10 protein-coding genes are annotated in these 12551 nt (G+C 67.6%); 1 reads left to right on the top strand and 9 read right to left on the bottom strand.

Annotated features, from left to right (window positions below; translation table 11 throughout):
- Positions 1-55: 55 nt before the first annotated feature.
- The 9 genes from leuB to ilvC form a co-directional block, all read right to left on the bottom strand.
- A complete protein-coding gene (gene leuB, locus AC5P68_RS01990; protein ID WP_231522128.1) occupies positions 56-1117 on the bottom strand; it encodes a 3-isopropylmalate dehydrogenase in 1062 nt (353 codons plus the stop codon).
- The gene (gene leuD, locus AC5P68_RS01985; RefSeq protein ID WP_033835634.1) at positions 1107-1685 is read right to left on the bottom strand and encodes a 3-isopropylmalate dehydratase small subunit; all 579 of its coding nucleotides are present in this window, start codon (positions 1683-1685) and stop codon (positions 1107-1109) included. The genes leuB and leuD overlap by 11 nt, the downstream gene beginning before the upstream one ends.
- Complete coding sequence (leuC, locus tag AC5P68_RS01980) at positions 1685-3103, bottom strand: 3-isopropylmalate dehydratase large subunit (RefSeq protein WP_049403577.1); 1419 nt, start codon at positions 3101-3103, stop codon at positions 1685-1687. Before leuC ends, leuD begins: the two co-directional genes overlap by 1 nt.
- 60 nt (positions 3104-3163) lie before the next feature.
- Positions 3164-3943 (bottom strand): class I SAM-dependent methyltransferase, encoded by a 780-nt coding sequence (locus AC5P68_RS01975; RefSeq protein ID WP_033835633.1) that lies wholly within the window; start codon positions 3941-3943, stop codon positions 3164-3166.
- Positions 3944-3953: 10 nt separating this feature from the next.
- Positions 3954-5540, bottom strand: a complete 1587-nt coding sequence (locus AC5P68_RS01970; protein WP_231522127.1) for a 2-isopropylmalate synthase — start codon at positions 5538-5540, stop codon at positions 3954-3956.
- Positions 5537-6628, bottom strand: coding sequence for a threonine dehydratase (locus AC5P68_RS01965; RefSeq protein ID WP_033835631.1), 1092 nt, complete (start codon positions 6626-6628; stop codon positions 5537-5539). The genes AC5P68_RS01970 and AC5P68_RS01965 overlap by 4 nt, the downstream gene beginning before the upstream one ends.
- Positions 6629-6724: 96 nt before the next feature.
- The gene (locus AC5P68_RS01960) at positions 6725-6976 is read right to left on the bottom strand and encodes an ACT domain-containing protein (RefSeq protein WP_049453141.1); all 252 of its coding nucleotides are present in this window, start codon (positions 6974-6976) and stop codon (positions 6725-6727) included.
- Positions 6960-8696, bottom strand: coding sequence for an acetolactate synthase 2 catalytic subunit (gene ilvG, locus AC5P68_RS01955; RefSeq protein ID WP_049403575.1), 1737 nt, complete (start codon positions 8694-8696; stop codon positions 6960-6962). The genes AC5P68_RS01960 and ilvG overlap by 17 nt, the downstream gene beginning before the upstream one ends.
- Positions 8697-8735: 39 nt before the next feature.
- A complete protein-coding gene (gene ilvC / locus AC5P68_RS01950) occupies positions 8736-9710 on the bottom strand; it encodes a ketol-acid reductoisomerase (protein ID WP_005410945.1) in 975 nt (324 codons plus the stop codon).
- Positions 9711-10367: 657 nt separating this feature from the next.
- On the opposite strand from ilvC, the gene ggt reads away from it, so the two are divergent.
- Positions 10368-12086 carry a gamma-glutamyltransferase gene (gene ggt / locus AC5P68_RS01945; protein WP_049453159.1) on the top strand — a complete coding sequence of 573 codons (1719 nt, stop codon included), beginning with the start codon at positions 10368-10370 and terminating at the stop codon, positions 12084-12086.
- Positions 12087-12551: the final 465 nt, after the last annotated feature.

Genomic DNA, 12551 nt, shown 5'->3' with positions numbered 1-12551 from the left:
GGCTGCCCGCAATGTCCGGAGGGAGAGGCGCCACGCATGGCGTGGCGCTATCGGATCAGTTGAGTTTGGCCAGCACTGCGTCGGTGGCGGCTGCCGTGCTCACCGCCTGGCCCTTGGCGGCCAGATCGGCGGTGAACACGCCGTCGTCCAGCACGGCGTGCACGGCGGCTTCCACCGCAGCGGCTTCCGTTTCCAAACCCAGCGAATGGCGCAGCAGCATCGCGGCGCTGAAGATCGTCGCGTACGGATTGGCGATGCCCTTGCCAGCGATATCCGGGGCCGAACCATGGATCGGTTCGTAGATGCCGACCGCGCCCGGCTCGCCCAGCGAGGCCGACGGCAGCAGGCCCAGCGAGCCGGCCAGCATCGAGGCTTCGTCGGTGAGGATGTCGCCGAACATGTTCTCGGTGACGATCACGTCGTACTCGCGCGGCTTGGCCAGCAGATGCATGGCCATGGAATCGACCAGCTGGTGCTCCAGTGCAACGTCCGGGAATTCCTCGCGGCCGATGCGCGCGGCCACGTCGCGCCACAGGCGCGAGGTCTCCAGCACGTTGGCCTTGTCCACCGAAGTCACCTTGCCCCGGCGCTGTTGCGCCAGGCGGAACGCACTACGCAGCACGCGCTCGATTTCGGCCACGGTGTAGCGGCACAGGTCGCTGGCGCTGTCGGCATCGCGGGTCTTGTCACCGAAGTAGATGCCGCCGGTCAGCTCGCGCACCACCACGAAGTCCACGCCCTGCAGCAGTTCGGCCTTGATCGGCGACGCGTGCAGCGCGGCCTCATGGGTACGTACCGGGCGCAGGTTGGCATACAGGCCCAGCGCCTTGCGGATCGCCAGCAGGCCCTGTTCCGGGCGCACCTTGGCGTTCGGGTCAGACCACTTCGGGCCGCCGACTGCGCCCAGCAGTACGGCGTTGGCAGCCTGGCAGGCAGCCAGGGTGGAGGCGGGCAGCGGTTCGCCATGGCGGTCGATGGCGATGCCACCGATGTCGTGCTCGCTGAAGGTAAAGGTGTGGTTGAAGCGTTCGGCGACGGCCTTCAGGACGGCGACTGCGGCGGCGGCGACTTCCGGGCCGATCCCATCACCGGGCAGGACAACAATTTCAGCGTGCATGCTCACTCTCGTAGCGTTCGATTTCAGGGACACGGCCCAACAGATACCCCAACTGGTCGACGCCTTCCAGCAGGCAGGTCTGCGAGAAGCCATCCAGCGGGAAGGAATAGACGCGCCCATCGGGCGTGCGCAGCTCGCGCGCGGCCACGTCGATGGTCAGCTCGTCGTCCGGGCGCTGCATCAGCGCCTGCACGTCGGCTTCGTCCAGCACGATCGGCAGCAGGCCGTTCTTCAGCGAGTTGCCGCGGAAGATGTCGGCGATCTCGCTGCTGACGATGGCGCGCAGGCCCAGGTCGGTCAGTGCCCACGGTGCATGCTCGCGCGACGAGCCGCAGCCGAAGTTGCGGCCCGCCAGCAGGATGCTGCGGCCGGCGTTGTGCGGCTGGTTGAAGGCGAAGTCGGCCACCGGCGAACCGTCGGCCTGCCAGCGCCAGTCATTGAACGCGTTGCGGCCCAGGCCGGCGCGTTCGGTGGTGGACAGGAACCGCGCCGGAATGATCTGGTCGGTGTCGATGTTGGTCTGGCGCAGCACCACGCTGGCCGAGGTCAGGGTACGGGAACCGGCCATCACGCCACCTCCTGTGCGAACAGTTCGCGGGTATCGGCGACGTGCCCGTTCACCGCGGCCCACGCCGCGCTCATCGGCGAGGCCAGCAGCGTGCGCGAACCAGGACCCTGGCGGCCTTCGAAATTGCGGTTGCTGGTGCTGACGGCCAGCTGCCCGGGCGCGACCAGATCGCCGTTCATGGCGATGCACATCGAGCAGCCCGGCTCGCGCCACTCGGCACCGGCCGCGCGCACGATCTCGTGGATGCCTTCGGCCTCGGCCTCGCGCTTGACGATCTCCGAGCCCGGCACCACCAGCATGCGCACCCGGTCAGCGACGCGACGACCGCGCAGCACCTGCGCCACCTCGCGCATGTCGCTCAGGCGGCCATTGGTGCACGAGCCGACGAACACCACGTCCACCGGCGTGCCCGCCAGCGCCTTGCCGGCCTGGAAATGCATGTAGTCCAGACCCTTCTGTGCGGCGGCATCGTTGGCGGCGGGGATCGGTGCATCCACCGCGATGGCGGTGCCCGGATGCGTGCCCCAGGTCAGGGTCGGGCGGATGTCGGCGGCGTCGATGTGCACTTCGCTGTCAAAGCGCGCGCCGTCATCGCTGCGCAGCTGCTGCCAGCGTGCGACGGCCGCATCGAAGTCGGCACCCTTGGGGCCGCGCGGGGTAGCAGCGACGAAGTCGAAGGTGACCTGGTCCGGCGCCACCATGCCGGCACGCGCACCCGCCTCGATCGACATGTTGCACAGGGTCATGCGCTGTTCCATGTCCATCGCTTCGATGGTACTGCCACGGAACTCGATGACGTGGCCGGTGCCGCCGTTGACGCCGATCACGCCGATGATGTGCAGGACCACGTCCTTGGCGCCGACGCCGGGCGCCAGCGGGCCATCGACGGTGATCGCGAAGGTCTTCGCCTTGCGCTGCAGCAGGCACTGCGTGGCCAGCACGTGGCCGACTTCACTGGTGCCGATGCCGAAGGCCAGCGAACCGAACGCACCGTGGGTGGAGGTGTGGCTGTCGCCGCAGACGATGGTCATGCCGGGCTGGGTGAAGCCTTGTTCCGGCGCGATCACGTGGACGATGCCGCGATTGTCCGAGGCCATGTCGAACAGTTCGATGCCGTGTTCGGCGCAGTTGCGTGCCAGGGTGGCGACCTGAGCTTCGGACGCAGCGCTGGCGTAGGGAAGCGTGCCGTCGGCGGCAGGCGGCAGGGTTGGCGTGGAGTGGTCCATCGTCGCCTTGGTGCGGTCCGGGCGGCGCGGCGACAGGCCGCGCTCGCGCAGTTCGGTGAACGCCTGCGGTGAGGTCACCTCGTGGATCAGGTGCAGGTCGATGTACAGCACGGCGGGGGCGCTGTCGGATTCGGGAACCACCACGTGGGCGTCCCACAGTTTGTCGTACAGGGTGCGGGGTGCGGAAGTCATGCGTATGCCTGGCAGAAGTACGAAAGAGCGAACATCAGTAAAGAAAACGAAACGGTCAAGTCAGCGACGGCGGGCGAGCACGCGCAGGCGCACGTAGTCGGCCAGCGGCTGGCCGGCGGCATTGCGCGGCAGCTCGGCCAGCAACGCGGTGGCGGCCTCGCGCACGGTGGCGCGCGCCTCGGCCGGCAGGTCGTCCAGCAGTGGTGCGGCGAAGACCCGCAGCCAGCCGGCCACGCCGGTCGGCAGTGCGGTCGGGCGCGGCGTGCACTCGATCAGTTGCACCTGGAAGCCATGCTGGCGCAGGCGGTCGGCGTAGGCATCGGCCGTCGGGAAATACCACTGGAAGGTGCTGGCGCCATGGCCGTGGGCCACACGCGCGGCCTGTACCGCCGCGATGATCGTGGCCACGTTTCCGTGGCCACCGAATTCGGCGACAAAGCGGCCGCCGGGGCGCAGGGCGCGGCGCACGCCTTCCAGCACGCGGTCCGGAGTCGTCATCCAATGCAGTGCGGCATTGCTGAACACTGCATCGAACTCGCTGTCGAACGACAGCGCGTGGCCGTCCATCACCTGCGCGTCGACACCGCGTGCGCGGGCGGCGACCACCAGTTCCGGCGAAGCATCCACACCGTGGATGCGTGCGCCGCTCAGCGCCAGCTCGGTACTGAGTACGCCATCGCCACAGCCCAGGTCGAGGATGCGCTCACCGGCGCGCGGGTCGAGCAGGCGCGATACCGCGCCGCCGAGCAGCGGCACGAAGCCGGCATCGATCGCATAGTCCTGGGCGTTCCACTGCTGGCCAGCGGCGCTGGCCGGGGTGGGGATGTCGAAGGCGCTCATGGCGGGGTCCTCAGGCGGTGGCGGCGGTGGCAACGTCGGTGTTGCTGTGGGCGGCAGCCTGGCGCTGGCGCAGCAGGCGGTTGGCCACATCCAGCCAGGCCAGCGCGGAGGCTTCGATGATGTCCTTGCTGGTGCCGGTGCCGTCGTACTCCACACCCTCGTGGCGTACGCTCAGATTGGCTTCGCCGCGCGCATCGGCGCCGATGCCGACGCTGTGCACGTGGTAACTGTCCAGCATCAGCTGCACGCCGGTGGCGGCCGACAGTGCGCCGAACAGCGCATCGACCGGGCCGTCGCCCTGCGCGGTCTCGGCCACGCGGTTGCCGTCCGGATCGGACAGTTCGACCAGTGCGTTGGCGCGGCTGCCGACATCGCTGATGGTCATCGAGGCCAGGCGGTAGCCCTGTGCGTTGGAACCGCCCTGCATCAGCGTCTGCAGATCGGCATCGGTGACCACACGCTGCTGTTCGCACAGGCCCTTGAACTGCTCGAACACCAGCTTCAGTTCGTCTTCCTCCAGCCAGAAGCCCAGCGCACGCAGGCGCGCTTCAACGGCGGCACGGCCACTGTGGCGGCCCAGCACCATCTGCGAGTCCTCCCAACCCACGTCTTCCGGGCGCATGATCTCGTAGGTACCGCGATGGCGCAGCATGCCGTGCTGGTGGATGCCCGATTCGTGGGCGAACGCGTTGGCGCCGACGATGGCCTTGTTGCGCTGCACCGGCATGCCGACCAGGCGCTGCAGCAACTGCGAGGTGCCGACGATGCGCGGGGTGTTGATCGAACTGTCCTGCTCGTAGAAGGCCTGGCGCACCTTCAGCACCATCGCGATCTCTTCCAGCGAACAGTTGCCGGCGCGCTCGCCGATGCCGTTGATGGTGCACTCGACCTGGCGCGCGCCGCCTTCGATGGCGGCCAGCGAGTTGGCCACGGCCAGGCCCAGATCATTGTGGCAGTGCGCGCTGAAGATCACATTGGCGGCGTTCGGAACGTCGGCGACGCCGGCGATGACCTGCTGGAACATCGCGCGGATTTCTTCCGGCGTGGTGAAGCCGACGGTGTCGGGCAGGTTGATGGTGGTGGCACCGGCGGCGATCGCCACGCGCGCGACTTCGATCAGGTAGTCCAGCTCGGTACGGGTGGCATCCTCGGCCGAGAACTCGACATCGTCGATGTAGGAGCGGGCCAGCGATACATGCTTGCGTACCGACTCCAGGACCTGCTCGCGGGTCATGCGCAGCTTATGCTCGCGGTGCAGCGGGCTGGTCGACAGGAACACATGCAGGCGCGGGTTGGCTGCGGCTTCCAGTGCGCGTGCCGAGGTCTCGATATCGGCCTGCAGGCAGCGCGACAGCACTGCCAGGGTCAGGCTCGGGCGGCGCAGTTCGCGGCCGATCAGTGCCATCGCTTCGCGGTCGGACTGCGAGCTGGCCGGGAAGCCGGTCTCGATGATGTCCACGCCCAGTTCGTCCAGCGCACGCGCCATCACCAGCTTCTGCGGCGGGCTCATGCTGCAGCCAGGGGACTGCTCGCCGTCACGCAGGGTGGTGTCGAAGATGCGGATGCGCGGGGTGGTAATTCGTTCGATGGTGGTCACAGGGAAATCTCCTCGACAGCGGGCGTTGCGGCTTGCAGGTGGGAAGGGGAAGGCATGGGGGAGGGCGGCGCGCTGGCCTTGGCGGGCGAGCGGGGTGTTTCGCTGCGCCGTCGCCGTGGCTTGCGCGGCGGGCGCGGTCGGATGTCGGTAAGCAGGCCGGCCAGCACGCCGGCATCGATGTTCCCGCCGGAGACCACCGCGCACTTGCGGCGGCCCGCGACGCGGCGGCCAGCGGCCAGCGCCAGCGCGCCGGCACCCTCGGCAATGATGTGTTCTTCCAGTGCCAGCCGGACCAGGGTTTCGCGCAGCTCGGCTTCGCGCACGATCACCACGTCGTCCAGCAGCGAGGTGCACAGGCGGCGGGTCAGGAAGCCGGGAATCTTCACCCGCACGCCGTCGGCCAGCGAGGCGACGGGTGCGATCTCGCGTACGTCACCGCGGATCGCACGTGCCATCGAATCAACGCCTTCCACCTGCGCGCCGACCACGCGCACGCCCTGTGATTTCAGCGCCAGGGCCACGCCGGAAGCCAGGCCACCGCCACCGATCGGCACGATCACCACGTCCGGGGCATGCGCGGCCAGCTCGATGCCGACCGTGCCCTGGCCGGCGATCACGTCGGCATCGTCGAACGCGGACAGGAAGCGGTAGCCGTGGCGCTGCGCCAGTTCGACCGCGAAGGCGTAAGCCTCGTCATAGCTGTTGCCGTGCTGGCGCACCGTCGCGCCCCAGTGGGCGACGCCGGCGATCTTGGTGGCGGGTGCACCATGCGGCATCACAGTGATGGCCGGCACATCCAGGCGATAGGCGGCCCAGGCCACGCCCTGGGCGTGGTTGCCGGCCGAGGCGCAGATCACCGGCCGGGTGTCGCCGCGTTCGCGGCCGGCCAGCAGTGCATTCAATGCGCCGCGCACCTTGTAGGAACCGGTGCGCTGCAGGTTCTCCAGTTTCAGCCAGGTACCGAAGCGTTCGGCGTGGTGCAGCGGGGTGGGCGGCAGGAAGCGGCGCAGGCGGGCCTGCGCTGCCAGGACGTCGGCGACGCTTACGTCGCCGACATCGCTTTCCTGGCTGGTGTCAGCGGCCGGCATGGGCCACCAGCGCGGTGCGGAAGACCGCCGCATGCGGGCACGGACGGCGAAGAAGACGCCTCCGTACCGGCACCGTGGTCGCTACGGTACGGGTGTTCATGGCGATACTCCTTCCACGGCGGTGACCTGCACGGACACGCAGTCGTAGATCTTCTCGATCTGCCGGCACAGCGTTTCCGCCGGGCGCTGGCCATCGACGACCAGCTGCAGGTGCCAGCGGCCATCGTCGGTGGCCACCGGCGCACCGCTGATCGCACGCGGCGCAAAGCCGCGGCGTTCGGCCATGCCGATCACGCGCAGCAGCGCGCCTTCGGCCGGGTGCAGCACCAGGTCAAGCCGGTATTGCATTGGGGGTCTCCTGGCGGGCGTGGGCGGGATTGCTTTCCAGCATCGTGCTGTTGGCGGTGTTCGGCGGCACCAGCGGCCACACGTTGGCGCGTGCATCGATGGCCACGTGCAGCAGCGCCGGGCCGGGCTCGGCCAGCAGCGCGGCCAGGCCGCCTTCCACGTCGTCGCGGTTGTCGATGCGGGTGGCGGCAATGCCGAACACCTGCGCCAGGGCTACGAAGTCCGGGTTGTCGGACAGGTCGATCTCGCTGTAACGCTCGGCGAAGAACAGTTCCTGCCACTGCCGCACCATGCCCAGCGAACTGTTGTCCAGCAGCACGATCTTCACCGGCAGGCGGCAGCGGGCGATGGTCGCCAGCTCCTGCACGTTCATCATGAAGCTGCCGTCGCCGGACACCAGTACCACGGTGCGCTCCGGGCAGGCGAACTGCGCACCCATCGCCGCTGGCAGGCCGAAGCCCATCGTGCCCAGTGCGCCACTGGTCAGGTGGTTGCGGGGGTGGTTGAAGCGGCAGTGCTGGGCCACCCACATCTGGTGCTGGCCGACATCGCAGGCGATCACCGCATCGGCCGGGGCCAGCTCGCTCAGTCGCTTCAGCAGCGCCGGGGCGTAGATGTGCTGGCCCGGTGCGTCGTAGCGGGCGGCGAAGCGATCGCGGTGCTGCGCACAGCGCTTGCGCCACGCGTCCTGGTGGGCCCTGGGGGAGGGGAAGGCCGCACGCAGGGCGCGGATGGCGTGACCGACGTTGCCAGGCACGGCGATGTCGGCAGTGCGCAGCTTGGAGATCTCGTAGGCGTCCGCATCGATGTGGACGACGCGGGCGAATGGCGCGAACTCGGCCAGCTTGCCGGTCGCGCGGTCGTCGAAGCGCGCGCCCAGCACCAGCAGCAGGTCGCTTTCCTGCACCGCCATGTTGGCCGCGCGGGTGCCATGCATGCCCAGCATGCCCAGCGACTGCGGATGGTGGGCCGGCAGTGCACCGAGGCCGCGCAGGGTCATCACGGTGGGGATGGCACTGGCCTCGACGAAGTCGCGCAGGTCCTGCACGGCATCACCCAGGGCGATGCCGCCACCTGCGTAGACCACCGGCTTTTCGGCCGCCGCCAGCGCGGCGATGGCCTCGGCGATGGCGGCCTCGGCCGGCGCCGGCGGCGGTTCGACGCTGCTGGGCACATGCGCCGGCAGATGGCTGGCATCGGCCAGTTGCACATCCTTGGGCAGGTCGATCAGCACCGGGCCGGGGCGACCCTCACGGGCAATGCGGAACGCATCGGCCACCACGCGCGGCAGGTCATCGACGCTACGCACCAGCCAGCTGTGCTTGACGATCGGCATCGTCAGGCCGAACACATCCAGTTCCTGGAAGGCGTCGGTGCCCAGCAGCGGCGTGCCGACCTGGCCGGTGATGCAGACCATCGGTACCGAATCCAGCATCGCATCGGCAATGCCGGTGACCAGGTTCGAGGCGCCCGGGCCGGAGGTGGCCACGCAGACGCCCACCTGGTTGCTGGCGCGGGCGAAGCCGTTGGCGGCCAGGGCCGCGCCCTGCTCATGGCGTACCAGGATGTGCTTCAGCGACGAATCCACCAGCGCGTCGTAGAACGGCATGATGGTGCCACCGGGATAGCCGAACAGCGTGCGGACGCCTTCGGCCTCCAGCGCCTGGGTCAGCCAGCGCGCGCCGTTGGGCGGCGCGCTGCGATGTGTCGAAGAGTTCATGGGGGAACCTTGCAAAGCGGGTGGGGGAGGGCCGCGTGGTTACGCAGCCTGTCCTTGCAACCAGACCATCTTGGCGCGCAGTTCCTTGCCCACCTTCTCGATCGGGTGCTCCAGGTCGGCCTGCTTGAACCTGTTGTAGTTCGGCAGGCCCGCTTCGTACTCGGCCACCCAGTTCTTGGTGAAGGTGCCGTCCTGGATGTCCTTCAGCACCTCCTTCATGCGTTCCTTGGTGCCGGCATCGATCACGCGCGGGCCGCTGACGTAGTCGCCGTACTGCGCGGTCTCGGAGATGAACTCCAACATGCGCGAGATACCGCCTTCATAGAACAGGTCCACGATCAGCTTCAGTTCGTGCAGCACTTCGTAATAGGCGATCTCCGGCTGGTAGCCGGCTTCGACCAGGGTCTCGAATCCGGCCTGCACCAGCGCCGAGGCACCGCCGCACAGCACCGCCTGCTCACCGAACAGATCGGTTTCGGTTTCTTCCTTGAAGGTGGTCTGGATCAGGTTGGCGCGCGCACCGCCGAGGCCGGCGGCATAGGCCTGCGCATGCTGCGCGGCCTTGCCGCTGATGTCCTGGTAGACCGCCCAGATGCACGGCACGCCACGGCCGATCTCGTACTCACGGCGCACCAGCGCGCCGGGGCCCTTCGGCGCGACCAGCACCACGTCCAGGTCGGCACGCGGCTCGATCATCCCGTAATGCACGTTCAGGCCATGCGCGAACAGCAGGCATGCACCCTGTTTCATGTTCGGCGCCAGCACGTCGTTGTAGAGCTTCTTCTGCACCATGTCCGGGGTCAGCACGGCAACCAGGTCGGCGTCCTTCACGGCCTCGGCGGGCGCGATCACGGTGAAGCCATCGGCCTGCGCCTTGGCTTCGGTCGGCCCACCCGGACGCAGGCCTACCACCACGTCGAAGCCGGATTCGCGCAGGTTCAGTGCGTGGGCGCGGCCCTGGCTGCCGTAGCCGATGACGGCGATCTTGGTCTGGGGCAGGTCGTTGGTGCTCATGGGGGAGGTTCCTTGCGGTGGGAAGAAAAAAGAACGGCCGGTCGTCGAGGTGACGTGCCGGCCGGTCAGGGGAAAGCGGTGGAGGAGGCGCCGCGCATCGCACAGGCACAGCCACCACAAGGCGTGGTGGTGCAGGTCCGGGTTGTGCGATGAGCGTTGGTCATGGTGGTTGCGTCTGAAACCAGGTTCTGAAATGAAAAAACCCGCACCGGGGCGGGTGCGGGTTTTTGAAGAGTTCCGGTGTGTGTGTTGCTTACACGCTGGCTCGTCCCGCACCTGTTGGTTGGGTAATAAGTACGAGCACAAGAATCGAACGCAGCGAGGCGGCGCCGGTGTCGGCGGCTTCGATGTGGGTTCGCGGTGGCGTGTTGTGATGCAACATGTGATCGAGAGAAACACAGCCATTTCGGCGGTGTCAACCCTCGCGACGGATTTTCTATCGGTTTCCGCTGCATCCAGCGCAATTGCTTGCGGCACAAGGATGGTTGCTGCTGAAAGTGTTTCGGTGAACCCGAATTCACTCCTTTCGGGGCGGTTTTTGCGCGGAATCCGGTGGATTTTTCCGCCCAAGGATCAACGTCCATGACGTCTGTCCGATACCGCTTGAAGGCCGCACCGGCGAAGATCGGGGAACCACCCGTCCATCGGAACCCGACCGTGTCCCGACGCCTTGCCCGTTCCCTGCTCGCCGCCGCCGTATTGGCTGCCGTACCGGCGCTGTCCTTCGCCGCCGACCGCATCACCGGCCACACCTTCGCCACCCGTTCGGAGGTGATCGCCCCGCATGCGATGGCCGCGACCTCGCAACCACTGGCCACCCAGATCGCGCTGGACGTGATGAAGGGCGGCGGTTCGGCAGTGGACGCGGCGATTGCCGCCAACGCCGCGCTCGGCCTGATGGAGCCGACCGGCAACGGCATCGGCGGCGACCTTTTCGCCATCGTGTGGGATCCGAAGACGCAGAAGCTCTACGGCTACAACGGCTCGGGCCGCTCGCCGAAGTCGCTCACACTGGCCGAGTTCCAGCGCCGTGGCCTGAAGGACATCCCGGCCACCGGTCCACTGCCGGTGTCGGTGCCGGGTGCCGTCGATGGCTGGTTCGCGCTGCACGACCGCTTCGGTCGCAAGCCGATGGCCGACAACCTGGCGCCGGCCATCCGCTACGCCCGCGAGGGTCACCCGGTGGCCGAGGTGATCGCCTACTACTGGGACCGCTCGGTGCCCAAGTTGTCGCAGTACCCGGGCTTCAAGGAGCAGTTCACGATCAACGGCCACGCCCCGCGCAAGGGCGAGATGTGGAAGAACCCGAACCTGGCCAGCACCCTGCAGAAGATCGCCGACGGTGGCCGCGACGCCTTCTACAAGGGCGAGATCGCCCACACCATCGGCGACTACTTCAAGGCCAACGGTGGCTACCTGAGCTACCAGGACATGGCTGACCATCATGGCGAGTGGGTCGAACCGGTCAGCAGCAACTACCGTGGCTACGACGTCTGGGAACTGCCGCCGAACAGCCAGGGCATCGCCGCACTGCAGATCCTCAACGTGCTGGAAGGCTACGACTTCTCGAAGATCCCGTTCGGTTCACCGGAACACGTGCACCTGTTTGTCGAAGCGAAGAAGCTGGCCTTTGCCGACCGTGCGCGTTTCTACGCCGACATGGCGTTCCAGCCGGCACCGGTGCAGAAGCTCATCTCCAAGGAGTACGCCGCGCAGCGTCGTGCGCTGATCTCGATGGACAAGGCGTTGAAGGAAGTGCAGCCGGGCACGCCGAAGCAGCTGGAGGAGGGCGACACGATCTACATGACCGTGGCCGACGCCGACGGCATGATGGTTTCGCTGATCCAGTCCAACTACCGTGGCATGGGCAGCGGCATGGCACCGCCCGGTCTGGGTTTCATCCTGCAGGACCGCGGCGAGATGTTCGTGCTGCAGAAGAACCATCCCAACGGCTACGCGCCGGGCAAGCGCCCCTTCCAGACCATCATTCCGGCCTTCATCACCAAGGGCGGCAAGCCGTATGCCAGCTTCGGCGTGATGGGCGGCGCGATGCAGCCGCAGGGCCACGCGCAGATCGTGATGAACCTGGTGGACTTCGGCATGAACCTGCAGGAAGCCGGTGATGCACCGCGCATCCAGCACGAAGGCTCGACTGAACCGACGGGTCAGGCCACGGCGATGACCGATGGTGGTGAAGTGAATCTGGAAACCGGCTTCCCGTACGAGACCGTGCGCGCGCTGATGCGCAAGGGGCATCGCATCGTGTTCGCCGATGGGCCTTATGGCGGGTACCAGGCGATCATGCGCGATCCCGAGAGCGGGGTTTACTACGGCGCTTCGGAGAGCCGCAAGGACGGGCAGGCGGCGGGGTATTGAGGTTTCCCGGCCACCGGGCTGAGCCCCCTCTGCGGTGGTGGTTCGTGGAAGCGGGATCATGTGATTGGGCCGGGCGGGTGGGCTGTTCGGGGGACGCCGTGAATCCGTCCCTGGAGGCTTGGCAGCCGCATCCATGCGGCTGACACCCCCGCCCAGCCCACCCGCCCGGCCCCTGACAGTTTCCGTGGCCGCCACCGCAGGAAGAAAAGGAAGAAGATCAAAAGCAAAGGCAACAGCAACAGCCGCGCGCTGTGGGTTGGGGTCGGATCCGTTTTCCGAAGGAAAACGGATCCGACCCCTTCTTGTTTTCCGATACACCTCATCCACGCATAGCGTGGAAAACCCACCGTCACACGGAAACTGTCGGGGGTGGGGCGGCGTGGGCTGGCAGGACCGTTGGCGCCATGGGCCCGAGGCATGCCTCGGGCGGGTTGGGCAGGATGCCCAACCCCGGTCTTGCCATGT

The sequence above is a fragment of the Stenotrophomonas sp. YJH_SMC_58 genome, from assembly GCF_059369635.1.
This window is presented reverse-complemented; position numbering and strand designations above follow the sequence as displayed.